The sequence below is a fragment of the Streptomyces sp. NPDC016459 genome (genome assembly GCF_040632845.1).
In the GTDB taxonomy this organism is placed as follows: Bacteria; Actinomycetota; Actinomycetes; order Streptomycetales; family Streptomycetaceae; genus Streptomyces.
In genome coordinates, this window is record NZ_JBEYCR010000014.1 from 18,281 (window position 1) to 43,334 (window position 25,054).

The window sequence follows — 25,054 nt, forward strand, 5'->3', positions numbered from 1 at the left end:
TTCCTTCCAGAAGCCGCCTTGTCGCGGACCGAGTGTCCTGAACGTTCTACGGCGGCGTGTGTCGGTTGGCGGTGCGTCGCTGTGCTCCGAGCACCGTGTACGTCCGAAATTAGGCAGAACAGGTGAAGCCGTCGACCGAACAGGGTGAACGGGAAGTGAACCGTGCCGTAAGCCCGGGTGCGGAGTCCCTGGGCGGGAGTCGCCGCGCTGCCTCCCATGCCGTGCGTCAGTGGCGGGAAATCGCCACGGCCAGGCCCAGGAGCTCCCGGTCCCGGGGCATGGTGAGGCGGGCCCCGGCCGCGGCGGGAGGCAGCCAGAGCAGGGCGTCGACCTCCTTCGACGGGGCGAAGGTGCCGCCCAGGGCGCGGGCCGCCCAGTAGGTGACCTCCTTGGGTCGCCCGTCCACCGTGTAGTGGACCGTCGGCAGACGGGCGCCGAGCTCGCAGCGCTGCCCCGTCTCCTCGCGGACCTCCCGCAACGCGCACGCCTCCGCCGTCTCGCCGCGCTTCCGCTTGCCCTTCGGATGCGACCAGTCGTCGTACTTCGGCCGGTGGACGAGCGCGATCTCGATGCCATGGCCGGAAACCGCCGGGCGCCAGAGCACGCAGCCGGCGGCGAGGACCGGAGACCGGGTGCTCATGGGACCGGCGCCGTCGTTCTCCGCCAGGCGCGCTGGAACGCGAAGCGGGCCGCCTCGACCTCGTGGCGCTGGTCGGCGTGCAGGACACCCAGGGCGTACGCGGTGGCCGGGGCGATGCGCGGGGTGCGGGCGGCGGTGGCGGCGGCCGTCGCGGCCTCGGCGGCGTCGCGGTGCCGGTCCAGGGCGCGGGCCGCCTCGTACAGGACGGGGTCCGGTTCACCGCCGGTGTGCAGGGCCTCCGTGGCGTACCGGTGCAGGCGCAGCAGGAGCCGGGTCTGGTGCCAGGGCAGGTCCTGGCCCTCCCCGGCGGCGAGCCCGAGGGCGTCCGCGTTGTACGGGTGGGCCGCCCGCGTCAGGGGCAGGGCCGCCACCGCGTCCAGGAGGCGCCGCTCGGCGACCTCGGCGGGTCCGTCCAGGACCTCGACGGCGGGGGCCGTACCGACGGGGCCGAGCGGGACCTCGGACGCCAGGAGGGCGACGGCGTCGGCGACGGCGTGGAAGCGGGCCGAGCCGAGGGCCTGGAGGGACGCCGAGTGGGCGCGCGTACGGGCCAGGGTCAGCTGGCGTTCGAGGAGGGCGCCGGCCCGGGCGGCTCCCACGCTGAGCCCGGCCGCCTCCCCGCCCCGGGCGGCGGGCACGGGCCCGCCGCCGCCGTTCGTACCGATCGATCCGCTCGACAGGCGGGACAGGGCGTCCACCAGGCGGACGAGCCGGGAGGTGCAGGCGTGCTCGAGGGCCAGGGTGCCGGAAAGCCAGGCGAGCTCGGTGCGCAGCTGGTCCGCCCATGCCTGGTCGAGCAGCGGCCGGAACGTGTGGAGCGTGCCGCTGATCCGGCGGGCGGCGCCCCGCAGCGTACGGGCCGCCTCCTCCGCCCCCGCGGTGTCCGAGCCGCTCTCGGCGTGGAGCCGGAGGCCGCGGAGGAAGTCCGAGGCACGGGCGTGCAGGTAGGGGGCCAGCACCTCGCCCGCCGTCAGGTCCTGCGAGTGGTCAGGTTTGTGCACGCCGGCGCCTCCGCGCGTCGATGAGCATCTCCTGGACGTGCCGCAGCGGCCGTCCCTCGGCGTCGGTCGCGTGCCGCGTCCAGTTCCCGTCGGGGCCGAGGTGCCAGGAGGAGGTGGTGTCGGACATCCCGGTCTCCAGGAGCCGGTTGAGCGCCGCCCGGTGGGCCGGGTCCGAGACCCGTACGAGGGCCTCTATCCGCCGGTCCAGGTTGCGGTGCATCATGTCGGCGCTGCCGAACCACACCTCGGGTTCGCCGCCGTTGCCGAAGGCGAAGACCCGGGAGTGCTCCAGGAAGCGGCCGAGGATCGAGCGGACCCGGATGTTCTCCGAGAGGCCGGTGACCCCGGGGCGTACGGCGCAGATCCCGCGGACCCAGATGTCGACGCGGACGCCGGCCCGCGAGGCCTGGTAGCAGGCGTCGATGATCGCCTCGTCGACCAGGGAGTTGACCTTGATCCGTACGTACGCGGGACGGCCCGCGCGGTGGTGGACGATCTCCTTCATGATCCGGGAGACCAGACCGTCCCGCAGCGACTTCGGGGCCGTGAGCAGACGCCGGTACGTCTCGCGGCGGGAGTAGCCGGAGAGCCGGTTGAACAGGTCGGAGAGGTCCGCGCCGACCTGCGGATCGGCCGTGAGCAGCCCGAGGTCTTCGTACAGCCGGGCCGTCTTCGGGTGGTAGTTGCCGGTGCCGACGTGCGAGTAGCGGCGCAGCAGCTCGCCCTCCTGCCGGACGACCAGCGACAGCTTGCAGTGGGTCTTCAGGCCGACGAGGCCGTACACGACGTGGCAGCCGGCCTCCTCCAGCTTCCGCGCCCACTTGATGTTGGCCTGCTCGTCGAAGCGGGCCTTGATCTCGACGAGGACGAGGACCTGCTTGCCTGACTCGGCGGCGTCGATCAGGGCGTCCACTATCGGCGAGTCGCCCGAGGTCCGGTACAGCGTCTGCTTGATCGCCAGGACGTCCGGATCGGCGGCCGCCTGCTCAAGGAAGGCCTGCACGGACGTCGAGAACGAGTCGTACGGGTGGTGGAGCAGCACGTCCCGCTCGCGCAGCGCCGCGAACACGTCCGGTGCCGACGCCGACTCGACCTCGGCGAGGTCCCGGTGGGTGCCGGCGATGAACTTCGGGTACTTCAGCTCCAGCCGGTCCTGCCCGGCGATCCCGAAGAGCCCGGTCAGGTCCAGCGGACCGGGCAGCGGATAGACCTCGGCGTCGGAGACCTTCAGCTCGCGCACCAGCAGGTCCAGGACGTACGGGTCGATGGACTCCTCGACCTCCAGGCGCACCGGCGGGCCGAAGCGGCGCCGCATGAGCTCCTTCTCCAGGGCCTGGAGCAGGTTCTCGGTGTCGTCCTCCTCGACCTCCAGGTCCTCGTTCCTGGTCACCCGGAACATGTGGTGCGCCAGCACCTCCATGCCGGGGAACAGCTCCTCCAGGTGCGCCGCGATCACGTCCTCCAGGGGGACGTACCGCTGCGGGGACGCCTCCAGGAAACGCGTCAGGAGCGGCGGCACCTTCACGCGCGCGAAGTGGCGGTGGCCGCTGACCGGATTGCGTACGACCACGGCGAGGTTGAGGCTCAGGCCCGAGATGTACGGGAAGGGGTGCGCCGGGTCCACGGCCAGCGGGGTGAGGACCGGGAAGATCTGCTGCCGGAACAGCGTGAACAGCCGCGCCTGCTCCTTCTCCGTGAGCTCGGGCCAGCGGATCAGGTGGATGCCCTCGTCGGCCAGGGCCGGGGCCACGTCCTGCTGGAAGCACGCGGCGTGCCGGGCCATGAGCTCGCGCGACCGCGTCCAGATCAGGTCCAGCACCTCGCGGGGCTGCAGCCCGGAGGCGGAGCGGGTCGCGACGCCGGTGGCGATACGGCGCTTGAGGCCGGCGACCCGGACCATGAAGAACTCGTCCAGGTTCGAGGCGAAGATCGCGAGGAAGTTCGCTCGTTCGAGGAGGGGGGTCGTCGGGTCCTCGGCGAGTTCGAGGACGCGCTCGTTGAACGCGAGCCAGCTGCGCTCCCGGTCGAGGAAACGCCCCTGCGGCAGCTCGTCGCCGAGTGCGCCGTCGTCCTCGTACGTGTCGGGATCGGCGTCCAGGTCGGGGTCGAGATCGGTCACGACGGTGCCGTTGACCACCTGCGCGCGGTGGGCGGCTATGGAACCGACGGACGGCTGGGCGGACGACGGGCCGCCGGACGGGGCGGACTGCGTGGCGGAGGACTGGACCGGGACCTCGGCGGGCTGCTTGCTCATGACCCCATTCTTCCGCGCGAGGGGCTGCTCAGGCGCGTCGGAACGGACCGCGGGGGAGGGAAGTCTCCCCTTGGGGAGACCGGACACGGAGCGCTTCATTGCGTGAGCGTCGCAAGCGCGTCTGAATAACCGGTAACGGGGACGTGTCGTAGGGGAATCGGGGGCGGGGCCCTTGGTCAGGATCCCGCCCCCGATTCCCCCTTACGGGTGACGGACGCCGGGCTTCCTACGGGTGCCGGACGCGCAGCACGCGGAAGGCGGCGTAGACCGCGAGGGCGGCGAGGGCGAGGACGATGCCGGTCTCGATGAGCTGGGTGGGCCAGAAATGGGACGGGGGGTGGTAGTCGAGGTACTCGGCGGTGGCCTTCACGTCGGTGCGGCAGCCGGACGGGGGCGCGTCCGGCGGGCAGAACCAGCCGGACATGCGCTGCCCCGTGTCGGAGAGCAGCCCCTTCCCCATGATCAGGCCGTTGTCGGGCATGTGCAGGGTGGAGGCGTTCGGTACGGCAGGGCCGGTGATCGTCCGCACCGAGAGGAAGTCCCAGCGGTAGGCGCCGAGGACCAGCAGGACCAGGCCGACGATCCCCCCGGTCACGGCCATGGCCACGAGAGTACGCCGGACGAGCAGGCCGATGAGGGCGCCGACGGCCACAGCGAGCAGGGCGTAGGCGGTGAGGACGGTCCCGGTGATCTCGTACGCGCCGCGGTCCGCCCAGTGCAACTGGCTGCTGCCGCCGACGCGAACCCAGCCCATCCAGTAGACCCCCGTGAGCAGCCCGACGGTCGCGAGTGCCACGGCCACGGCCGTGAGCAGCTTCGAGCCGAGCCAGCGGACAGGGCTCACCGACTGGGTGAGCGACAGCTTGTACGTGCCCGACTCCAGCTCGCGGGCGATCAGCGGCCCCGCGACGAACGCGCCGACCAGCAGCGGGAGCAGGACCATGCCGAGGGAGAGGTACTCCATGGCCCAGCGGAGCATGCCGTAGCCGTCGTTGTCGGGCGCCACGTCTCGGTACCCGTCCTGCACGTACACGTCCGGGGTTCGCGCGTCCCAGATCCGCAGCCCTCCGATCAGCGCCAGGGCCGCGATCACCAGCGCGCCCGTCAGCCAGAGCGTCCTGCGGTACTGGCGGACCGTCACCCAGTAGGGGCCCTTCAGGGTGAGGGTGCTCATGCCGGGGCTCCTTCGGTGGTGCGGAGGTGGGCGAGGAGGAGGTCCTCCAGGGAGGGCTCCCGGGTTTGCCAGGGGCCGTCGACCGGGCCCTCGTGGCGTACCAGCGCGGTGAGTTGCCGGCCGGTCGTGCGGGACTCGACGACCGTGTGCGGGGCGAGGTCCGCGATCGGGCCGGTGAGCAGGGTGTGGGCGGCGAGGAGTTCGTCGACGGGTCCGTCGAGGCGGACCCGGCCGCCGTGGAGCAGGAGGAGGTGGTCGCAGGCGCCCTCCAGCTCGGTGAGGATGTGCGAGGACATGACGACGGTGGTGCCGTGTTCGGCGGCGTCGGCCATGAGCAGGCCCATCAGCTGGTGCCGGGCGAGCGGGTCGAGATCGGCCATCGGTTCGTCGAGGAGCAGCAGTTCGGGCCGCTTGCCGAGGGCGAGCGCGAGGGCGACGCGGGTGCGCTGGCCGCCGGAGAGGTCGCGTACGAGGGCGTCCGAGGAGAAGCCGCCGCCGTCGACGATCCGCTCGGCGAGGGCGGGGTCCCACCGGCCCGGGTTGAGCTCGCGGCCCATGCGCAGGGTGTCGGCGACGCTGAGCCGGGGGTGTAGTGGCTTGTCCTGGGCGACGTACGCGAGGTCTTCGCGCGCCGGGGCCGTGAGGGTGCCCTCGGTGGGGCGGAGGAGTCCGGCGGCGAGGGCGAGGAGGGTGGACTTGCCGGCGCCGTTGGGTCCGACGAGGGCGCAGATCCGGCCGGCGGGGAGGGTGAAGTCGCATTCCCGGAGGGCCCAGCCGCGGCCTTTTCGTCCCCCGTACCGTTTGCCGAGCAGGTCGGCCTCCAGCGCGATGCCGTCCTTGGTCATGCGTCGTCCCCCTCGAAGTGTTCCTTCAGTACGGAAGTGAAGAGCGCGGCCACGTCCTCGCGGTCCAGGCCCGACGCACGGGCCCGGCGGGTCCAGTCGGCGAGTTCGCCGCGCAGGGGCGAGTCGGCGGGGCCGGTGCCGAGGGTGGCGCGGACGAAGGTGCCGAGGCCGCGGCGGGCCTCGACGAGGCCTTCGCGTTCGAGCTCGCGGTAGGCCTTGAGGACCGTGTTGGGGTTGATGGCCGTCGCTTCGACGACCTCGCGTGCGGTGGGCAGTCGGTCGCCGGGCTCCAGGAGGCCCATGCGGAGGGCCTGTTTCGTCTGCTGGACGATCTGGAGGTAGGTGGCGACGCCACTGCGCCGGTCGATGCGGTACTCGACCACGATCTCTTCCACCACCCTTTCACTAATCAAGTAGTGAAAGGGTGGTGCAAAGAAGGGGGCGGTGTCAACCGCCCCCTTTCGTCCGCTCGTTCAGGACTCCGTGCGGTACATCAGGTCCACCTCGTGCGTGGTGAAGCCCAGCCCCTCGTACACCCGCACCGCCGCGGTGTTGTCCGCGTCCACGTACAGCATCGCCGTCGGCAGCCCCTGCGCCGCCAGGTGGCGCAGGCCGATCGCCGTGAGCGCCTTGCCGAGGCCGCCGCCCTGGGCGTCGGGCAGGATGCCGACGACGTACACCTCGCCGAGCTGCTCCTCGGCGTGGGTCTTCGTCCAGTGGTAGCCGATCAGCCGGCCGTCCTTCTCCGCGAGGAAGAAGCCCTTCGGGTCGAACCAGGGCTCGGCCGTCCGGTCGTCCAGGTCCCGCTGGGTGAGCGAGCCCTGTTCCGGGTGGTGGGCGAAGGCGGCGGCGTTGGCGGCGAGCCAGGCCGCGTCGTCCTGGCCGGGGGCGAACGTCCGGACGGTGACGCCCGCGGGCAGCACCGGTTCCGGGATGTCGAGCGGGACCAGCGAGCGGCGCAGCTGGCGCAGTTCGCGGAAGAGCGTCAGGCCGAGGACCTGGGCGAGGTGCCGGGCGGCGGACTTGCCGCCGTGCGCCCAGACGCGCAGCCGTTTGCCGGAGGCGGTGAGCAGGGCGGTGCCGAGGGCCCGGCCGTGGCCGCGGCCGCGGTGCGAGGGGTGGACGACCAGTTCGGCCGCGGGGGCCTCGATGGGGTCGGTCTCCTCCAGCTGGGCGTAGCCGTAGAGGCGCGGGCCGACGGTGAGCAGGAAGTGCCGCACGCCCTCGCGCCTGCCGTTCCGCAGGTAGAGCCGCCCCTGCTCGGACACGGCGTGCAGGCCGTCGGCGTCGTCGGCGGCCTCGAGCAGGTCCAGTACGTCCTGGATCTGCTCGGGCGTGAGCTCGTCATACGTGTGGATCTGCCGTCCGGGTTCGAGGGCCGGTGCCGCGTCGGAAGTCATGGGCACGAGCCTACGGCGACACTTCGTCAGCCAGAGGCAACTGTCTTGTAACCGGCCGACCCCTGTTGCGCTACGCGCGTTGACTCTAGGCTGCACGCGCAACAGGGAGTAGATCAAGGCCGCGAAACGGGGCAAGGGGACGAGTGGGAGAGATGGCAGCGACACCGAGGAAGAACAAGACGGGGCGGCGCGTTCTGGCCGTCGGGGCGGGGCTGGCGACCGTCGGGGCGCTCGTCGCGGCGATACCTTCGTCGGCCGGTGCCGCCGGGGACCGGTTCGACGCGGGGTACGGGAACGGCAAGGGCTGGGGCCGGATGGTCGACGTCCAGCTGCTGTCCTTCAACGACCTCCACGGCAACCTGGAGCCGCCGACCGGTTCGTCGGGCCGGGTCACGCACCGCAACGAGGACGGTACGACCCGGACCATCGAGGGCGTCGGCGGCGTCGAGTACCTCGCCACGCACCTTCGGCAGGCCCGGCAGGGCAACCCGTACTCCGTCACCGCGGCCGCGGGCGACATGATCGGCGCCTCGCCGCTGGTCTCCGGGCTGTTCCACGACGAGCCGACCATCGAGGCGCTGAACGGGCTGAAGCTCGACGTGAGCTCGGTCGGCAACCACGAGTTCGACGAGGGCGCGCGCGAGCTGGCCCGCATGCAGAACGGCGGCTGTCACCCGACGGAGGGCTGCTTCGAGGAGGGCAGGACCTTCAAGGGCGCGAACTTCCCCTACCTCGCGGCCAACGTGACGGACGAGAAGAGCGGCAGGCCGCTGCTCGACCCGTACTTCGTCTGGGAGCGCAACGGCGTCAAGATCGGCTTCATCGGCGTCACCCTCGAAGGCACGGCGAACATCGTGTCCGCCGAGGGCATCAAGGGCCTGAAGTTCGGCGACGAGGTCGAGACGATCAACAAGTACGCCAAGGTCCTTGAGCGCAAGGGCGTGAAGTCGATCGTCGCCCTGCTCCACGAGGGCGGTGCGCCGGCCTCGGGCGCGTACAACTACGACTGCGACAGCCCGGGTCCCGGCGACGGCATCTCCGGCCCGATCGTCGACATCGCCAAGAACGTCAGCCCGCAGGTCGACGCGCTGGTCACCGGCCACACCCACCAGGCGTACGCGTGCACCATCGCGGACCCCGCGGGCAAGCCGCGCACGGTCACGTCGGCGGCCTCCTTCGGCAGGCTCTACACCGACACGACGCTCACCTACGACCGTCGTACGAGGGACATCGTCCGCACCGCCGTCGCCTCGGCGAACCACGTCGTCACCCGTGACGTGGCCGCGGCCGACGACATGAGCAGGCTGATCAAGCGCTGGAAGGACCTGGCCGCGCCGATCGCCGGCCGTCCCGTCGGTCACATCGCCGCCGACATCGACAACCCCCTCGACGCGGGGGTGTACGAGAAGCCGCTGGGCAACCTGATCGCGGACGCGCAGCTGGAGGGCATGGCCCCGGCCGACAAGGGCGGCGCCCAGCTCGCCCTGATGAACCCGGGCGGTGTGCGCGCGCCGCTGGTCCACAAGGCGTCCGGCGCCGAGGGCGACGGGGTCGTGACCTACGGCGAGGCGTACACCGTCCAGCCGTTCACCAACATGATGACGGCGGTCGATCTGACCGGCGCCCAGCTCATCACCACGCTCCAGCAGCAGGTCAGCGGCGCCAACCTGGCGTCCCCGAAGATCCTCCAGGTGTCGAAGGGCTTCACGTACACCCTGGACATGACGAAGACCGGCGCCGACCGGATCGTGGTCGGCTCGGTGCGGCTGAACGGTGAGGCGATCGACCCGGCGAAGACCTACCGGGTCGCGATGAACGAGTTCCTGTCCGGTGGCGGTGACGGCTTCGCGGTCCTGAAGGAGCACAGGAACAAGCTGGTCGGGGCGTCGGACCTGGACCTGTTCACCGCCTACCTGGCGGCCCACTCCTCGGCGTCCGCGCCGCTGGCCCCGCCGACGACGGACCGCATCACGGTCGTCAAGTAGCCCTTCCGGGCCCCTGGGCGAGGGGGCGGCGGACCGTTTCGACGGGCCGCCGCCCCCTTTCGCGTACGTACGTGACGGCCTCTGGTGCGATTGTCGTGACCCTGTCATTATCCGCCCATGGAGCGACGACGCTTTCTCGTGGGGGCCCTCGCGGCCGGGGCCGGGGTCATGCTCGGGGCGCCCGCCGCCGCGGCCGTGGACGTACGCGCGTGGATGGGCGCCCACGGCGACGGGACCGCGCTCACGCGGCTCACCATCCCCGGCACGCACGACTCCGGAGCCCGGTTCGGCGGGCCCTGGTCCGAGTGCCAGAACACCACCGTCCGGCAGCAACTGGACAGCGGAATCCGGTTCCTGGACATCCGGTGCCGGGTCACCGGCGGGTCGTTCGCCATCCACCACGGCGCCTCCTACCAGAACATGATGTTCGGCGACGTCCTCGTCGCCTGCCGGGACTTCCTCACCGCCCACCCCACCGAGACCGTCCTCATGCGGCTGAAGCAGGAACACTCGGGGGAGTCCGACGCCACCTTCCGCGCGGTCTTCGACGACTACCTCGACGCACGCGGCTGGCGCTCCCTCTTCCGCATCGGGGACCGGCTGCCCCTCCTCGGCGAGGCCCGCGGCAGGGTCGTCCTGCTCGCCGACAACGGCGGCCTGCCGGGCCTGCGATGGGGCGACGGCTCCGTCTTCGCGATCCAGGACGACTGGAACGCCCTGCCCGACGTCAAGTACCCGAAGATCGAGAGCCACTTCCGCGCGGCCCACGAACAGCCCGGCAAGCTGTACGTGAACTTCGTCAGCACCTCCGCCTACCTGCCGCCCCGCTGGAACTCCGACCGGCTGAACCCCCGCGTCCACGGCTTCCTCGACGGGGCCTGGGCGGCCGGGAAGACCGGTCTCGGGATCGTCCCCCTGGACTACCCCAACACCCGGTCAGGCCTGGTCGACGCCCTGCTCCGGCACAACTGACCCCTCCGGCGGCGGCGTCGGCGCCCCCGGCAGCCGCACCGTCGCCACCGTGCCGCCGCCCTCCGCCGGGGTCAGCGTGACCGTGCCGCCCGCGTGGTGGACCGTACGCGCCACGATCGACAGGCCCAGGCCCGAGCCCGGCAGGCTGCGGGCCGAAGGGGAGCGCCAGAAGCGGTCGAAGACGTGCGGCAGCTCGTCCGGCGCGATGCCGGGGCCCTGGTCGCGGACGGTCAGCTCGCCCCGCATCAGGGTCACCCCGACCGTCCCGCGCGGCGGCGAGAACTTCACCGCGTTGTCCAGGACGTTCATCAGCGCCCGCTCCAGGGTGGCCGGCTCCGCCCGTACGTACCAGGGCGCCAGATCCGTGACGAAGGTCAGCTCGGGACCGCGCAGCCGTGCCCGGTCCAGCGCCGCCCGCAGGATCGTGTGCAGCGGAACCACCTCGAGACGCCCCTGCTGCGCCGCGTCCGGACGGGCCAGCTCCTGGAGGTCGCCGATCAGCGAGGCCAGCTCCGTCATCTGCGCCTTCACCGAGGCCATCAACGCCCGCCGGTCCTCCGGCGGGATCGCCCGGCCCGTCTCCTCGCTGCGCGCGAGCAGCTCGACGTTCGTACGCAGCGAGGTGAGCGGGGTGCGCAGCTCGTGGCCCGCGTCCGCGATCAGCTGCGCCTGCCGGTCCCGCGAGGTCGCGAGCGCCGCCGTCATCGCGTTGAACGAGCGGGACAGTCGGGCGATCTCGTCCTCGCCGTCCACCGGGATGCGCACGGTCAGGTCCTCGGTCGCGGCCACGTGCTCGACCGCGCCGGTCAGCCGGTTCACCGGTTCGAGCCCGGTCCTGGCCACCCACAGACCGGCCGCGCCCGCGCCGACGACCCCGATCCCGGAGACGAGCAGCAGCACCCAGCGCAGGGTCGACATCGAGTTGTCGATCTCGGCGAGCGGCCGGGCGACCGAGACGGCGAGCCCGATCGGACCCTCCTGCGGGTAGGTGTAGACCCGCATCTCCCGCCCGCCGTCGTCCTTCACCGTGTGCAGGACGTACTCCAACCGCCCCCGCGCCACCGCGAGATCGCCCTCCCCGGCCGGGATCGCGGACTTCCCCGAGGTGCACACCCCGCCGTCGGCGAGGATCACCTGGACCGTGTACGAGCCCGCCACCGGCGGCGGCGTACCGCCCTGGCGGCAGAGGGAAAGCAGGCTCTGCACCCCGGACGGGTCGAGCCGGGTGCTGCGCAGCGAGGAGTCCATCTCGGTCTCCAACTGCTCCCGCGTCACGAACCAGCAGGCCAGCGACACGGCCGCCACGGCGAGCGCCACCGCGACCGCCGTGAGCAGCGCGAGCCGGGAGCGCAGCGGGCGCGAACGGAACCAGGTCAGGGGACCCCTCACCCGCCGCTTCTCCGACCGCACGCCCGGCTCTGCCCCGGAACCGTTCACTCCCCGCCTCCTCCGCGCAGCGCGTACCCCACGCCCCGCACCGTGTGCACGAGACGCGGCTCGCCGCCCGCCTCCGTCTTGCGCCGCAGATACATCACGTACACGTCCAGCGAGTTCGAACTCGGCTCGAAGTCGAAGCCCCACACCGCCTTCAGGATCTGCTCCCGGGTCAGCACCTGTCGCGGGTGCGCCAGGAACATCTCGAGCAGCGTGAACTCGGTCCGCGTCAGCTCGACCGTCCGTCCGCCCCGGGTCACCTCGCGCGTGGCCAGGTCCATCCGCAGGTCCTCGAAGGCCAGCACGTCGGTGTCGGTGGCGGAGGCGGCCGTCGCCGAGGCGTACGAGCTGCGCCGGAGCAGCGCCCTGATCCGGGCGAACAGCTCGTCCAGCTCGAAGGGCTTCACCAGGTAGTCGTCCGCGCCCGCGTCGAGCCCGGTGACCCGGTCGCCGACGGTGTCGCGGGCGGTGAGCATCAGGATCGGGACGGTCGAGCCGGAGGCCCTGATCCGGCGGGCCGCCGTCAGCCCGTCCATGCGGGGCATCTGGACGTCGAGGACGACGAGATCGGGGGCGTACGCCTCCATCCGGGCGAGCGCGTCGAGGCCGTCGACGGCGTCCTGCGTGCCGTACCCCTCGAAGGCGAGGCTGCGGCGCAGGGCCTCCCGCACGGCGGGCTCGTCGTCGACGATGAGGATGCGCTCGGCTTCGTTCTGCTGTCCCGTCATGGCCTCAGCGTCGCACGACGTCCCTTCGCCGGTCAGTTGTCTCCGCCCGCGCGCAGGCTCTCCAGATCGGCCTTCACGGTCGAGATCGGGATCGCGAATCCGAGGCCCACGCTTCCCGCGGTGGAACCGTTCGCAGCACTGGGCGCGTACATGGCGGAATTGATTCCGATGATCTCGCCGTCCATATCGATCAGCGCACCACCGGAATTCCCCGGATTGAGCGAGGCGTCCGTCTGGATCGCCTTGTACGTCGTCTTCGACGAGCCGGTGTCGCCGTTGAACTGCTGCCCGCCGAACTCGAACGGCCAGCCCTGCCGGGGGTCGTACCGCTGCTCCTGCCGCTCGCCGCCGTCCTCGTCCTTGGCGACGGTCACGTCCCGGTCGAGGGCGGAGACGATGCCGCTGGTGACGGTCCCGGTCAGGCCCTCGGGGGAGCCGATCGCCACGACCTGGTCGCCGACCCGCACCGTGGAGGAGTCGCCGAGGGTGGCGGCCTTGAGGCCGGACGCGCCCTTCAGCTTGATGAGCGCCAGGTCCTTGTCGGGGTCCGTGCCGACGGTCTCGGCCGGGTAGCTCCTGCCGTCGCTGAGCCGCACGGTGATCTCGGACGCGCCGGAGATCACGTGGTTGTTGGTGACGATCTCGCCGCCGGAGGTGATGATCACACCCGAGCCGGTCGACTTCCCGGAGTTCGAGGCCGCGGAGATCTCGACGATGGAGGGGGAGACCGCGTCCGCGACGCCGGCGACCGTACCCGTGCTGCTCGCGGAGACGTTGGTGCCGCTCACCTTCGAGGAGGCGACGGCCGGGGCGTCGGAGGTCATCTGCTGGACGAGGGTCGCGGTACCGCCGCCGACCGCCGCGGCCGCGATGGCCACGGCCGCCATGAGACCGACACCCCGCCGGGCGCGACGGTGGGGTGTGGGAGCCGGGGCGGCCGGCGGGACCGGCGGGGGCGGCGGCAGGTGCCCGCCGGACGGCCAGACCGTGGGGCCGGGCTCGGTGACGATCGGCCGGGCCGGGTCGTACGCCCGCGCCGGGTCGTACTCCTGCCCCGGGTCGTACGGCGGCCTCGGGTCGTACGGCGGCCTCGGCGGCTGCGGCGGGTGGTACGGCTGCGGCGGCTGCTGCTCCTGGAAGTCCGTCATGGCTATGACTCTCGGAGCCGTACATGAGAGCCGTCTGAGGACCGCCTGAGAAGCCCGACAGAACCCCGTATGCCCCGAATAAGGAGCCCGCCCTGAGGGGCTGCGTCAGGGGCCCGCCGCTAGGGCTGCCGGTGGGGGGCTTCAGCCGTCGCAGCCGCAGGAGCGGCGGACCACCAGGGCCGAGGGGAAGAGCTTCACGCGCTCGCGGCGCGAGCCCGCCACCCGGAGCGCGTCGTCCAGGACCAGGTCCACCGCCGCACGTGCCATCGCCGGCCGGTCCGAGGAGACCGTGGTCAGCGGCGGGTCGGTGAGCGCCGCCTCCTTCACGTCGTCGAAGCCCGCGACCGCCAGCTCCGTGGGCACCTCGATGCGCAGCTCGCGCGCCGCCCTCAGCACACCGAAGGCCTGGTCGTCGGTGGAGCAGAAGATGGCCGGCGGCCTGTCCGGGCCCGCGAGCAGCTTGAGGGCCACCTGGTAGGCGTCGTAGCGGTTGTACGGGGCCTCGAAGAGCCGGCCCTCCGTCGAGCGGCCCGCCTCCAGCATGGCGCGCCGCCAGCCCTCGACGTGGTCGGCGACCGGGTCGCCGACGGCCGGGGTGTTCGGGATGCCGCCGAGGCACGCCACGTACGGGTGGCCGTGCTCCAGGAGGTGCCGGGTGGCGAGCTGGGCGCCGCCGATGTCGTCGGTCACGACGGCCACGTCGTCGATCGCCTCGGGCCGCTCGTGGAGGAGGACCACGCGCGCGTCCCAGGCCTCGATCTCGCTCGCGGCCTGCTCGCTCATGCCCTGGCTGACCAGGATCAGACCGGAGACCCGCATGCCGAGGAAGGCGCGCAGATAGTGGACCTCGCGCTCGGTCCGGTAGTCGGAGTTGCCGACCAGGACCATCTTCCCGCGCTCGGCGGCGGCCTGCTCGACCGCGTGCGCCATCTCCGCGAAGAACGGCTGGCGGGCGTCGGGGACGATCATGCCTATGAGGTCGGTGCGGCGGGACGCCATCGCCTGGGCGACCCGGTCGGGCCGGTAGCCCAGTTCCTTGATCGCGGCGAGGACACGCTCGCGCGTGGCCGGGGCGACCGGCCTGGGTCCGTTGTTGATGACGTAGCTCACGACCGCGGTCGAGGTACCTGCCAGTCGAGCTACGTCATCCCGCGTCACCTTGGCCACGCGCGGCAGTCTACGCGGGGTGACCTACCTACCGGCAGGTCGCACTGTGGCGTCCGCCACGTTCCTGTCCTCCGAGGGGGTGACGTCCGCCGTGGCGCCCTTGACGCGGGCGCTCGCGCGGGCCCCCTCCTCGGCGCGGGCGTCCTTGGCGCGCGCCTCCTCGGCCGCCCGCTCGACCTTCTCGGGGGTGACGAAGCGGTAGCCGACGTTACGGACGGTGCCGATCAGCGACTCGTGCTCGGGGCCCAGCTTGGCCCGCAGCCGCCGTACGTGGACGTCGACCGTCCGGGTGCCGCCGAAGTAGTCGTACCCCCACACCTCCTGGAGGAGCTGCGCGCGGGTGAAGACGCGGCCCGGATGCTGGGCCAGGTACTTGAGGAGCTCGAACTCCTTGAAGGTCAGGTCGAGGACCCGGCCCTTGAGCTTCGCGCTGTACGTCGCCTCGTCGACCGACAGGTCGCCGTTGCGGATCTCCATGGGGGAGTCGTCGGCGACGATCTGCTGGCGGCCCATCGCGAGCCGCAGGCGGGCCTCGACCTCGGCCGGGCCCGCGGTGTCGAGGAGGACGTCGTCGATGCCCCAGTCGGCGGTGACGGCCGCGAGGCCGCCCTCGGTGACGACGAGGATCAGCGGACAGCCGGGTCCGGTGGACCGCAGGAGCTGGCAGAGCGAACGCACCTGCGGGAGGTCCCGCCGGCCGTCGACGAGGATCACGTCCGCGCCGGGGGTGTCCACGAGGGCGGGGCCCTCGGCCGGGGCGACCCGGACGTTGTGCAGCAGCAGGCCGAGTGCGGGAAGCACCTCGGTCGACGGCTGGAGTGCGTTGGTGAGGAGCAGCAGTGAACTCATCGGACTCCTCCCACGAGCTTTCGGGTCCGCCCGTACGGTGCGGACCCCCATGCCATCGGTCGGTCGTGCTGCGTGCGCTCGCTCATAACGTAGGTTCCTCCTCGGTCCCTGCGAGGACGTGCACTGCTTCGTACATATCACTGCCTGCTCTCGCGCCATGAGAGCTTTTGTTCATCCGTCCGTAACAACGGTCGGAAAACGCAAAAGGACCCGGGGGCTGCGTCGCCCGGATCCTCTGCCCAGCAGAATAGCCCACATGCCTTCCGGAGGAGGGGACCGATTTCACATCGTGGATGTCTCCCTGATCACTTCCGGCTCCCGACCGGTCATGTTGCGTACGGATGACGCTGTCGGTGCGGGACGACGGCCGGCGCGTCCGGCTCGGGGGCCGGGCCACGCGCGCATAGCCCATCATGGGGAGCGGCGCGCACACGAACGAAGGGAGCGCCGCTATGGCAGCGGGAACCATCCGCTACTGGGCCGCGGCCAAGGCCGCCGCCGGAGTCGCGGAGGAGCCGTACACCGCGGAGCACCTCGCGGAGGCCCTCGACGCGGCCCGCGCGAAGCACCCGGGCGAGCTCGTCCAGGTCCTCCGGAGGTGCTCGTTCCTGGTCGACGGCGACCCCGTCGGGACCCGGAGCCATGAGACGGTACGGCTTGCCGAGGGCGGCACGGTCGAGGTGCTCCCCCCGTTCGCAGGAGGGTGATCCCCAGAGCAATGAGCAACGACCAGTATTACGGCGGTCAGCAGTACGACCCGTACGCGGACGGAGACCGGGGTCGCGGCGAGCAGCCGCCGCAGGACCCCGACGTCACGCAGACGTGGGAGGGCCAGACCTGGGACACCCAGTACCAGCCGGCCGTCTCCTACGACCAGGTCCGGGCCGCGAGGGCCGCCCAGGCGCAGGGACAGCCGCAGGCCCCGGTGACGTACGGGACGCAGGAGCCCTACGGGCAGCCGCCCGCGCAGTCGTACGAGCAGGAGCCCCACGCGCAGGCGCCCGCGCAGTCGCACCCGCAGGCGCCCGCGCAGTCGCAGCAGCCGTACGCGCAGGCGTACGAGCCGCCGCAGCAGCAGCCCTACGAGCCGTACCCGGCGTACGGGGGCCAGGTCGGGCACTACGCCGAACCGCAGGCCCCGCCGCAGGAGCACCAGGCCCAGGCCCAGGCACCGGCGCCCGCTCCGGCGCCCGGCCCGGCGGCGGGTGAGGCGGGTCCCGGCTGGTCCTCGCCCACGATCTCCGGCAGCACCCGGCTCACCGACGCGCAGCGCGCCCGCGCGGAGGGCCGTTCGCCCGTGATCGAGCCCGGGATGCGGCCCGCCGCGCTGACCGCCGTCCTCGGACTGCTGCTCGCCGGGGGCGCCTCCCTCGGCACGTACGGACTGCTCGTCCCGCTCGTCCTGCTCCAGGGCCTCACCGCCGCAGGCTGGTTCCGGCTCAACGGCATGTGGCCCGCCCGGCAGGGCATCGCCCTCGCCTTCGCGGGCGGCCTCGCCGCCGACGCGGTCCTGCTCGCCACCGGCCGGGAGCACGCGGCCGCCGCGATCCTCGGCACGCTCGGCGCCTGGGTGCTGCTCTGCCTCGTCCTCCAGCTGCGCAGCCACGCCGACCCGGACGAGCGCATGTACGGCCTGATGGCCACGGTCGCCTCGGCGGCGCTGACGGTCATCGCCACCGGGCACCTCGGCGCCGCGTCCGACGCGGTGGTCGTCGGCGGGATCGCGGTCGCCGCCGCCGTCCTGGCGCGCGCCCTCCCGCTGCCGGGCCCGGTGTCCCTGGTCGCCGCGCTGCTCGCCTCGGCGGGTGCCGGGATCGCGGCCGGCGGGTTCACGGACCTGGGCACCTCAGGGGCGCTCCTGGGCCTCGGGGCCGGAGTGTGCGCGCTCGTCGGCCTGCGGGTGGCCAGCTACGACTACCCGTCCCGCTTCGTCCACATGACGGCCGGGGTCGCGCTGCCGCTGACGGCGGCGGCGCCCGCCGTGTACCTGCTCGGCCGGGCCCTCACCTGACCCCTACGGCGCCCTGACCCGTCCCCGACCCCGCCCTGACCGGACCCTGATCCGAAAGCCGCGCGGGAACCAACCGGCCCCCCGACTCGTCGATCTTCGTGTCGGGGGGCCGGCACATATCCATTTCCAACGGGGGGACACTCAGCCCATGCGAGCACTGCGGATTCTGTTGGTCGTGGCCGTCGTGCTGGGCGGGGTCCTCGTCGGGATCGACCGGCTGGCCGTGGCGTACGCCGAGTCGGAGGCGTCGAGCCGGGTGAAGCTCTCGGCCGCCGAGAGCGAGTCGATCGATGTCGACATCAAGGGCTTCCCGTTCCTCACCCAGGTCGCGGACAAGCGGTTCGACGAGGTCGACGTGAAGGCGACGGGCGTGACGGCGACGGCGGGCAGCCGGCGGATCCGGGTCGGTGAGCTGACCGTGGCCCTGCGGGACGTCACCGTGACCGGCGACTGGGCGGGCGCGAGGGCGGGTTCCGCGAGCGGCACCGCCCTCATCTCGTACGCGGACCTCACCGCCGCCTCCGACCGGGAGGCCACGGTCGCCTACGGCGGCAACGGCAAGGTGAAGGTGACGGGCGGGGTGAAGGTCATGGGCCGCACCCTGACCCGCACGGTCCTGTCGACGGTGTCCGTGGTGAACGGCGACACCATCAAGGTCCGCGCCGACGAGGTGCCCGGCGAGGGCATCCCGGGCGTCGAGGACCTGGTGCGCGAGCGGACCGACTTCGAGCGGCCGATCGGGTTGATCGCCGGGATGAAGGTGGAGAAGGTCGAGCCGCGCCCGGACGGACTGGCCATCTCGGTGACCGGCAGGGACATAGTCCTGGCGGGCTGACGCCGCCCCTCCGTGAGCCCCGGCAGGCACGGGATGTGCGTCTGGACCGCTCACGGATCACATCCTGAGACGCGTCTGTCCGAACCGTAGAAACAAGGCCCTGGGCCAGGGCTCCCGGACGCCCGGAGCCTCACCGCGCTGTCATCACGTCTCGCATCTCGGACGATCGCGTCTCAAAATGCGACACGCCGGTGACACGGCCGCCTGTCCGTCCCTACGATCGAGGGCATGAAGCGACAGGCGGATCTCACGAAGCGGCGGGCAGTAGACCTGTGCCGCGTCGCCGCCATGCTCTGTCGCTCCGTCTGAGCGGGACTCACGACTCCCGTATTCCTCAGGCCCTCCCACCGAGGTCAGGGCCTCCCTGTGTAGCCGTACGCACGTCCGCTGTCCGTACGCACGCGACGACGCGTACCGCACCACACCCGCACCACACCGCCGCACACTGCCCCGGAGGAGAACAGCATGGCTCGCAGCGACGTCCTGGTCGACGCGGACTGGGTCGAGGCCAACCTCGACAACCCGCAGGTCGCCATCGTCGAGGTCGACGAGGACACTTCGGCCTACGAGAAGAACCACATCCGCAACGCCATCCGGATCGACTGGACCCAGGACCTTCAGGACCCGGTCCGCCGCGACTTCATCGACCAGGAGGGCTTCGAGAAGCTCCTCTCGGCCAAGGGCATCGGGAACGACACGACGGTCGTCCTCTACGGCGGCAACAACAACTGGTTCGCCTCCTACGCCTACTGGTACTTCAAGCTCTACGGCCACCAGGACGTGAAGCTCCTCGACGGCGGCCGCAAGAAGTGGGAGCTCGACTCCCGCGACCTCGTCGCCGAGGTGCCGGCCCGCCCGGCCACCGAGTACAAGGCCAAGCCGCAGGACAGCTCGATCCGTGCCTTCCGCGACGACGTCGTGGCCGCGATCGGCGCGCAGAACCTGGTCGACGTCCGCTCGCCCGACGAGTTCTCCGGCAAGCTGCTCGCCCCGGCCCACCTCCCGCAGGAGCAGTCGCAGCGCCCCGGCCACGTGCCGAGCGCCCGCAACATCCCGTGGTCGAAGAACGCCAACGACGACGGCACCTTCAAGTCGGACGACGAGCTCAAGGCCCTCTACGAGGACGAGCAGGTCGACCTGGCGAAGGACACCATCGCCTACTGCCGCATCGGTGAGCGCTCCGCGCTGACCTGGTTCGTGCTGCACGAGCTGCTCGGCGTCGAGAACGTCAAGAACTACGACGGCTCGTGGACCGAGTACGGCTCCCTCGTCGGCGTGCCGATCGAGCTCGGCGCCAACAAGTAATCCCCCGGACCCTCCCCTCCTCCGGCCCCCTCGACCCGTAAGGACAGAACGACATGTGTGGAGCGCAGCCCGGCGGCCCCGACGCCTCGACGATCAAGCCCGGTGAGACCACGATCCAGGGCTTCGTGACCAAGGACGGCCAGCCCGTCACCGGTTACGTCCGCCTCCTGGACTCGACCGGCGAGTTCACGGCCGAGGTCCCGACCTCCGCCACCGGCCAGTTCCGTTTCTACGCGGCCGAGGGCACGTGGACCGTCCGCGCCCTGGTGCCGGGCGGCACCGCCGACCGCCAGGTCGTGGCCCAGAAGGGTGGCCTCGCGGAGGTCGCCATCGCGGTGTGATCCCGCGACGCTGAACCGGCCGAAGGGCCGTGCCTCCTGGGGGGTTGGACGCCATTTCCAGGACCAGAGGCACGGCCCTTCGGTCTTTTTCCTTACGCGCGCCGGGCCTCCGGCCACCGAGACCGCCGGGCCGTCCGGTCGTACCCTGAAGGGGTGTACGCACGCCGCCGGCACGTCTACTTCTGGATGATGGGCGCCTGCCTGACCCTCTTCGTGGGCGCCTGGGCCGTCGTGCGGCTCTTCTCGATGCCGGTGGCCGTCGGCATGTGCGTGGTCGCCATGCTCATCCCCCCGGCAGCCGCGATGATCGCGAACCGTCGGGGCCCCGAGGACCGCTGGTGGGACGACCCCTCGGGGGACCCGAAGTCGGACGAGTGGTGGGACGAACTCGACGGGAAGCGGCGCCGGGAGCGCTGAGCGGGGCGCAGGGCTGGGGCGCGGGGGTGTCAGTACACGAGTGCCTGCGTCCCGTCCGTCATGGCCTCCTGGACGAAAACCTGGGCGCCGGCGATGCGGACGCCGTCCAGGACGTCCTTCTCCGTGATCTCGCGACGGGCCGCGCACTGTGTGCAGAGGGTGATCCGCCCGGCCGTCAGGATCGAGTCGATCAGATCCGGCAGCGGCGCCGCGTGCGGGAGGTCGAACTCGGCGGCCCGGCCCGGGAGGGCGAACCAGGCGGACTCGCCGGTCAGCCAGAGCGAGACCTCGACCCCGCTGGCGACGGCGACGGCGGCCACCGTGAAGGCCTGCGAGCAGCGTTCGGGGGCGTCGGCCCCTGCGGTCACCTTGATCACGAGCTTCTTCGCCATATACCGAACTGTAATGCGCGCCCCTGCAACCCCCTGCGCACCTCACGTGTCTGGTGGGTGCGCGGATGACGGAATCCGCGCTTCAGGTCTCGTGGGGGGACTCTTGAGCAACGAAGAAATCATGCGAAATCCGGAAACGGCACCGCCGCCGGAGCCGGATGCCGGGGCGGAAACCGCCCCTCCGGTCGCCTCGCAGCCGACCGCACCCGATGTGTCTCCGGACACACCATCGATCGCACGGCCGCGCCGCCGTGCCCTCCGCACGGTCGGCCTGATGGCCGTCGCGGCCGTCCTCGGCCTCGTCGGCGGCACCGCCGTCGGCTACGGCATCCAGGCCCAGCGCGAACCGACCGCCCTCCCGCCGCTGAACCAGCCGGACCTCGTCAATCCGAAGCCGCTCCCGAAGGGGCAGAAGGCGAAGCCGCTCCCGGCCTCGGAGGACCGGCAGGCGAAGGCGCAGGGCGACCTCCGGAAACTGCTGCTGCCGAAGCCCACCGGGGCGAAGAAGGACGAGTTCGTCGACGACGACGGCTGGATGCCGGTGTACGAGTTCGCCTCGCACTTCAACAAGCCGGGCGGCGCGCTCGACCACCAGCTTGATCTGGACATCCGCCGGGTCGCGGTCACGGCCTGGGCGACGGGCGAACACAAGCGGACCGAGATCCGACTGGTCCAGTACCGCGCGGGTGACGTCCTCGGAGCGCAGGAGTTCATCGAGGACCAGCAGGGTTACATGCCCGACGAGGACTTCGCCGACAACGAGGGCAAGGAGCTCAAGGGCTCGGCCAACGGCCGCTACTACGTCTTCCCCGTGCACCGGAAGGCGGGCTACCTGGACATGTACGAGGCCAGGGCCTACTTCCACCGCGGTGACATCGCCGTCGAGATCTTCGTCGTGGACACGAAGAAGATCGCCGAGACGTACATCCGTTCGCTGGCCGAGCGACAGCTGGGGCGCCTGTGAGTGAGGACCGGAACGACATGACCGACCCCGTGGCGGACAGGCCCCCAGTGCCGACGGAACCCGCGCAACCGACGGTGAGGAAGCGGGGAGCCCGCCGGGTCCTGCTCGGAGTCGTCCTGCCCTCCGTGATCGTCCTCGGCCTGATCGGCGGCGGCGTCGCGTACACCGCCGTCACCGTCTCCTCCGCCGATCGCACCGCGCCGACGGAGCTGTGGGCGCCGACGAAGAAGACCGCGCAGGACGAGGACCCGGCCGCCGCCCTGGCGCGCGGCAAGGCCGGTACCCCGCTGAGCAAGCTCCTGCTGCCGCTGCCGGAGGGGTACGAGTTCGGCCCTGACGAGGAGCTGTACGGGAACGACGGCGAGCTCGGCGCCGCGGAGGCCGCCGCGCTGATGAAGCAGGTGGGTGAGGGACTGTCCGGGAAGAAGCGCCGCGCCTTCGAGAAGGAGGTCGACAAGCTCGGCATCGCGGGCATCGGAGTCCGCTCCTTCGCCGACCGGGACAACGACGTCGTCGTCTCCGTCGAGATCGCGCGGATGAAGGACAAGAAGCAGATCAAGAACATCTACCGGCTGCGCAAGGAGGTCATGGACAGCCTGGAGTTCCCGAAGGGACCGAAGGTGAAGGACCACCGGAACACCGTCTGCTACACGGCGCCCGAGGACGATTCACTGGACAAGAAGGAGCGGACCAAGGCGCTGGAGGAGATGATCTGCCTCGCGTACGACTCCGAGGTACTCGTCACCGTCACGGCGGCGGGTGCCAGGCCGTTCGACACGACGCGGGTGGCGGACCTGCTGAAGAAGCAGCTCGACCACATCGAGTCCCCGGGGGAGTACGTATGACCGAGCAGACCCAGACCCAGACCCAGGCCGGGACCCAGGCCGAGGCCGGGACCCAGGCCGAGACCCAGGCTGAGACCCGGTCCGATCCTCAGGCGGAGGGTTCGGCGCCCGGCACCGACGCCCCGGTCGAGCCGAAGTCCGAAACCCCGGTCGAGCCGAAGTCCGACGCCCCGGTCGAGCTGAAGTCCGAAACCCCGGTCCGGCCGCAGCCCCAAACCCCGGTCGAGCCGAAGTCCGAGGCTCCGGCCCGGACCGCGCCCAGGAAGTCACGGCGCCCCCTGCTCCTGGGCATCGCCCGCTGGACCGCCGCCGTGCTCGTCTGCGGCGGTGTCGGTGCCGGTGCGGCGATGGGGATCACCGCCATGGAGCGCACCGAGGTGCCGGGGCTCGCGACCGAGGCCGACGGCCGCTGGGAGTACCCGAAGCTCGCCCTTCCGGCGCTGCCCCACGGCACCCCGCGCCCGTGGACCGACGGCAACACCGGCGAGGTCCACCACGCGGACCTGCGCGAGCTCCTGCTGCCCGCCCCGGCGGGTGCGACGGTCGACCCGAAGCTGAAGGGCGGCTGGGCAGGCCTCGACTCGTACCTGGCGCTGCTGCCCGAGAAGGACCGGGGCGACGTGAAGGAGTACATGACCGAGTCGGCGCTCCGGCACATCGCCGCCCGTGGCTGGACCACGCCGGACGGCACGACCACGCGGATCCACCTGCTGCGGTTCACGTCGGTGGCGTTCTCCGAGGCCTACAAGGACGTGGTGACCCGGGGGGTCTCGCAGAGCAGTGCGCTGCCTCTCGGGGTCGAGTCGGCGAAGATCGACATGTCCACGAACGGTGTCGAGGTGCCGTACCTCTCCGTCTACTCCTACGCGGAGGAGGAGCCGTACGGCCCCCAGCAGACCCGCTGGTCCTACATCCAGGCCGGTGACACCTTCGCCGTGGTCACCCAGACCCGCAAGGGCGGGACGCTGACCGTCCCCTTCCAGCAGACCGTCGCCCTCCAAGCGCAGCTGCTCGGCTAGCGGCGCCGCGCGAGACCCACCTCATCGAGTGGGCCGGACCCCCGACCATTAAGCTGGGGTCCGGCCCGTTCCGCCTTCACCGCTCAGTCGAGGAGCACCCTGTGATCATTTTCTTCGAAACTCTGCTGGTCCTGGTCGCCGTCGGCGTGATCGCCTTCACCGGACTCGCTGTGAAGAAGCTGTACCAGGGCCAGCGCTGACCACCTCTAGAGAACGCCAGAGTTGCTGATGATCGAGATCCCGTCCGACCTCAACCCGGACCTCGTCCCCCTCGCGTTCCTGCTGGGCACGTGGGAGGGCGCGGGTGTCTCCGACTTCCCCGGCGCCGAGAAGTGCAACTTCGGCCAGTCCGTGACGTTCAGCCACGACGGCCGGGACTTCCTCGAGTACTCGTCCCACTCCTGGGTCCTGGACAACGAGGGCAACAAGGTCCGCCCGCTGGAGAGCGAGAGCGGTTACTGGCGCATCGACAAGGACCGCAAGGTCGAGATCGTCATGGTCCGTGACCAGGGCATCGTCGAGATCTGGTACGGCGAGCTCGCCGACCAGAAGCCGCAGATCGACCTGGCGACGGACGCCGTCGCCCGGACCGCGGCCTCTGGCCCGTACTCCGGCGGCAAGCGTCTGTACGGCTACGTCAAGAGCGACCTCATGTGGGTGGGCGAGAAGGCGACCCCCGAGGTCCCGCTGCGGCCGTACATGTCGGCGCACCTGAAGAAGGTCGTGACGCCGGAGGAGGTCGCGGACATGGCCCGCAACCTCGGCGACCTGCCGGACGACGGCATCGCCTTCTTCCGCTAGAAGCCCCTCCGCCGGAAAGCCCCTCGCCAGAACACCTCCGCCGGAGGCCTGGGTCGGCGCGCCGCGCCCTCCTACACTGGAGGGCGTGGTGAGCACCGACTGGAAGAGCGACCTGCGGCAGCGCGGCTATCGGCTGACGCCGCAGCGTCAGCTTGTCCTGGAGGCCGTCGACGCGCTGGAACACGCGACGCCCGACGACATCCTCGTCGAGGTCCGCAGGACCGCGTCGGGGGTGAACATCTCCACCGTCTACCGGACCCTGGAGCTCCTGGAGGAGCTCGGGCTCGTGAGCCACGCCCATCTGGGGCACGGGGCCCCGACGTACCACCTCGCGGACCGGCACCACCATCTGCACCTGGTGTGCCGGGACTGCTCCGAGGTGATCGAGGCGGACGTCGAGGTGGCCGCCGAGTTCACGGGGAAGCTCCGCGAGACCTTCGGGTTCGAGACGGACATGAAGCACTTCGCCATCTTCGGGCGGTGTGGGGACTGCGCCAGGAAGGCCGCCGACGCGGAGTCGTAGGCTT

The 25,054-nt window shown here is 71.5% G+C and carries 26 protein-coding genes and 1 pseudogene; 14 read left to right on the forward strand and 13 right to left on the reverse strand.

Annotation, left to right across the window (positions count from 1 at the left end; genetic code table 11):
* Nucleotides 1-226: 226 nt before the first annotated feature.
* From ABZ567_RS26440 to mshD, 7 genes are all read right to left on the reverse strand, one after another.
* Entirely contained in the window at nucleotides 227-640 is a 414-nt protein-coding gene (locus ABZ567_RS26440) for an NUDIX hydrolase (protein WP_360794153.1), read from the reverse strand.
* Nucleotides 637-1,641, reverse strand: a complete 1,005-nt coding sequence (locus ABZ567_RS26445; protein WP_360794155.1) for a CHAD domain-containing protein — start codon at nucleotides 1,639-1,641, stop codon at nucleotides 637-639. The genes ABZ567_RS26440 and ABZ567_RS26445 overlap by 4 nt, the downstream gene beginning before the upstream one ends.
* Nucleotides 1,628-3,895, reverse strand: coding sequence for an RNA degradosome polyphosphate kinase (locus ABZ567_RS26450; protein WP_360794157.1), 2,268 nt, complete (start codon nucleotides 3,893-3,895; stop codon nucleotides 1,628-1,630). Before ABZ567_RS26450 ends, ABZ567_RS26445 begins: the two co-directional genes overlap by 14 nt.
* A gap of 226 nt (nucleotides 3,896-4,121) precedes the next feature.
* A complete protein-coding gene (locus ABZ567_RS26455) occupies nucleotides 4,122-5,069 on the reverse strand; it encodes an ABC transporter permease (RefSeq protein ID WP_360794159.1) in 948 nt (315 codons plus the stop codon).
* Nucleotides 5,066-5,914 carry an ABC transporter ATP-binding protein gene (locus tag ABZ567_RS26460; RefSeq protein WP_360794161.1) on the reverse strand — a complete coding sequence of 283 codons (849 nt, stop codon included), beginning with the start codon at nucleotides 5,912-5,914 and terminating at the stop codon, nucleotides 5,066-5,068. Before ABZ567_RS26460 ends, ABZ567_RS26455 begins: the two co-directional genes overlap by 4 nt.
* Complete coding sequence (locus tag ABZ567_RS26465) at nucleotides 5,911-6,297, reverse strand: GntR family transcriptional regulator (protein WP_360794360.1); 387 nt, start codon at nucleotides 6,295-6,297, stop codon at nucleotides 5,911-5,913. The genes ABZ567_RS26460 and ABZ567_RS26465 overlap by 4 nt, the downstream gene beginning before the upstream one ends.
* 90 nt (nucleotides 6,298-6,387) lie before the next feature.
* Nucleotides 6,388-7,314, reverse strand: coding sequence for a mycothiol synthase (mshD, locus tag ABZ567_RS26470; RefSeq protein WP_360794163.1), 927 nt, complete (start codon nucleotides 7,312-7,314; stop codon nucleotides 6,388-6,390).
* Nucleotides 7,315-7,466: 152 nt separating this feature from the next.
* Between mshD and ABZ567_RS26475 the strand changes: the two genes are divergently transcribed.
* Together ABZ567_RS26475 and ABZ567_RS26480 are read left to right on the forward strand one after the other, a co-directional pair.
* A complete protein-coding gene (locus ABZ567_RS26475) occupies nucleotides 7,467-9,299 on the forward strand; it encodes a bifunctional metallophosphatase/5'-nucleotidase (RefSeq protein ID WP_360794165.1) in 1,833 nt (610 codons plus the stop codon).
* A gap of 117 nt (nucleotides 9,300-9,416) precedes the next feature.
* On the forward strand, nucleotides 9,417-10,271 hold the full coding sequence (locus tag ABZ567_RS26480; RefSeq protein ID WP_360794167.1) for a phosphatidylinositol-specific phospholipase C domain-containing protein: 855 nt from the start codon (nucleotides 9,417-9,419) through the stop codon (nucleotides 10,269-10,271).
* Here ABZ567_RS26480 and ABZ567_RS26485 read toward each other — a convergent pair.
* The 5 genes from ABZ567_RS26485 to ABZ567_RS26505 form a co-directional block, all read right to left on the reverse strand.
* Nucleotides 10,236-11,660, reverse strand: coding sequence for a HAMP domain-containing sensor histidine kinase (locus ABZ567_RS26485; RefSeq protein WP_360794169.1), 1,425 nt, complete (start codon nucleotides 11,658-11,660; stop codon nucleotides 10,236-10,238). The genes ABZ567_RS26480 and ABZ567_RS26485 overlap by 36 nt on opposite strands.
* 44 nt (nucleotides 11,661-11,704) lie before the next feature.
* Nucleotides 11,705-12,433 (reverse strand): response regulator transcription factor, encoded by a 729-nt coding sequence (locus tag ABZ567_RS26490; RefSeq protein ID WP_360794171.1) that lies wholly within the window; start codon nucleotides 12,431-12,433, stop codon nucleotides 11,705-11,707.
* Between the two features lie 32 nt (nucleotides 12,434-12,465).
* On the reverse strand, nucleotides 12,466-13,581 hold the full coding sequence (locus tag ABZ567_RS26495; RefSeq protein WP_360794173.1) for a trypsin-like peptidase domain-containing protein: 1,116 nt from the start codon (nucleotides 13,579-13,581) through the stop codon (nucleotides 12,466-12,468).
* 141 nt (nucleotides 13,582-13,722) lie between these two features.
* The gene (locus tag ABZ567_RS26500) at nucleotides 13,723-14,748 is read right to left on the reverse strand and encodes a LacI family DNA-binding transcriptional regulator (protein WP_360794175.1); all 1,026 of its coding nucleotides are present in this window, start codon (nucleotides 14,746-14,748) and stop codon (nucleotides 13,723-13,725) included.
* 24 nt (nucleotides 14,749-14,772) lie between these two features.
* The gene (locus ABZ567_RS26505; protein ID WP_360794177.1) at nucleotides 14,773-15,597 is read right to left on the reverse strand and encodes a response regulator transcription factor; all 825 of its coding nucleotides are present in this window, start codon (nucleotides 15,595-15,597) and stop codon (nucleotides 14,773-14,775) included.
* 452 nt (nucleotides 15,598-16,049) lie between these two features.
* Here ABZ567_RS26505 and ABZ567_RS26510 point away from each other — a divergent pair, with 452 nt between their 5' ends.
* The 7 genes and pseudogenes from ABZ567_RS26510 to ABZ567_RS26540 form a co-directional block, all read left to right on the forward strand.
* Nucleotides 16,050-16,304, forward strand: a complete 255-nt coding sequence (locus ABZ567_RS26510; RefSeq protein WP_189834445.1) for a MoaD/ThiS family protein — start codon at nucleotides 16,050-16,052, stop codon at nucleotides 16,302-16,304.
* Nucleotides 16,305-16,315: 11 nt separating this feature from the next.
* Nucleotides 16,316-17,608, forward strand: a complete 1,293-nt coding sequence (locus ABZ567_RS26515; protein WP_360794180.1) for a hypothetical protein — start codon at nucleotides 16,316-16,318, stop codon at nucleotides 17,606-17,608.
* Between the two features lie 148 nt (nucleotides 17,609-17,756).
* Entirely contained in the window at nucleotides 17,757-18,443 is a 687-nt protein-coding gene (locus tag ABZ567_RS26520) for a DUF2993 domain-containing protein (RefSeq protein ID WP_360794181.1), read from the forward strand.
* Between the two features lie 228 nt (nucleotides 18,444-18,671).
* On the forward strand, nucleotides 18,672-18,752 hold the full coding sequence (locus tag ABZ567_RS26525) for a putative leader peptide (protein ID WP_350497993.1): 81 nt from the start codon (nucleotides 18,672-18,674) through the stop codon (nucleotides 18,750-18,752).
* A 156-nt stretch (nucleotides 18,753-18,908) separates the two neighbouring features.
* Nucleotides 18,909-19,748 (forward strand): sulfurtransferase, encoded by an 840-nt coding sequence (locus tag ABZ567_RS26530; protein ID WP_360794183.1) that lies wholly within the window; start codon nucleotides 18,909-18,911, stop codon nucleotides 19,746-19,748.
* 53 nt (nucleotides 19,749-19,801) lie between these two features.
* Nucleotides 19,802-20,089, forward strand: coding sequence for a DUF1416 domain-containing protein (locus tag ABZ567_RS26535; RefSeq protein WP_046908577.1), 288 nt, complete (start codon nucleotides 19,802-19,804; stop codon nucleotides 20,087-20,089).
* 129 nt (nucleotides 20,090-20,218) lie between these two features.
* A pseudogene (locus ABZ567_RS26540) lies at nucleotides 20,219-20,506 on the forward strand (DUF3099 domain-containing protein); the annotation flags it as partial.
* Between the two features lie 29 nt (nucleotides 20,507-20,535).
* On the opposite strand, the gene ABZ567_RS26545 reads toward ABZ567_RS26540, so the two are convergent.
* Nucleotides 20,536-20,898 carry a DsrE family protein gene (locus ABZ567_RS26545; RefSeq protein WP_360794186.1) on the reverse strand — a complete coding sequence of 121 codons (363 nt, stop codon included), beginning with the start codon at nucleotides 20,896-20,898 and terminating at the stop codon, nucleotides 20,536-20,538.
* A 274-nt stretch (nucleotides 20,899-21,172) separates the two neighbouring features.
* Between ABZ567_RS26545 and ABZ567_RS26550 the strand changes: the two genes are divergently transcribed.
* From ABZ567_RS26550 to ABZ567_RS26570, 5 genes are all read left to right on the forward strand, one after another.
* The gene (locus tag ABZ567_RS26550) at nucleotides 21,173-21,862 is read left to right on the forward strand and encodes a hypothetical protein (RefSeq protein ID WP_360794188.1); all 690 of its coding nucleotides are present in this window, start codon (nucleotides 21,173-21,175) and stop codon (nucleotides 21,860-21,862) included.
* Nucleotides 21,863-21,879: 17 nt separating this feature from the next.
* Nucleotides 21,880-22,707, forward strand: coding sequence for a hypothetical protein (locus tag ABZ567_RS26555; protein WP_360794189.1), 828 nt, complete (start codon nucleotides 21,880-21,882; stop codon nucleotides 22,705-22,707).
* Nucleotides 22,704-23,726, forward strand: coding sequence for a hypothetical protein (locus ABZ567_RS26560; RefSeq protein ID WP_360794191.1), 1,023 nt, complete (start codon nucleotides 22,704-22,706; stop codon nucleotides 23,724-23,726). The genes ABZ567_RS26555 and ABZ567_RS26560 overlap by 4 nt, the downstream gene beginning before the upstream one ends.
* Nucleotides 23,727-23,954: 228 nt before the next feature.
* The gene (locus ABZ567_RS26565) at nucleotides 23,955-24,527 is read left to right on the forward strand and encodes an FABP family protein (protein ID WP_360794193.1); all 573 of its coding nucleotides are present in this window, start codon (nucleotides 23,955-23,957) and stop codon (nucleotides 24,525-24,527) included.
* A gap of 85 nt (nucleotides 24,528-24,612) precedes the next feature.
* On the forward strand, nucleotides 24,613-25,050 hold the full coding sequence (locus ABZ567_RS26570; RefSeq protein ID WP_360794195.1) for a transcriptional repressor: 438 nt from the start codon (nucleotides 24,613-24,615) through the stop codon (nucleotides 25,048-25,050).
* Nucleotides 25,051-25,054 lie beyond the last annotated feature (4 nt).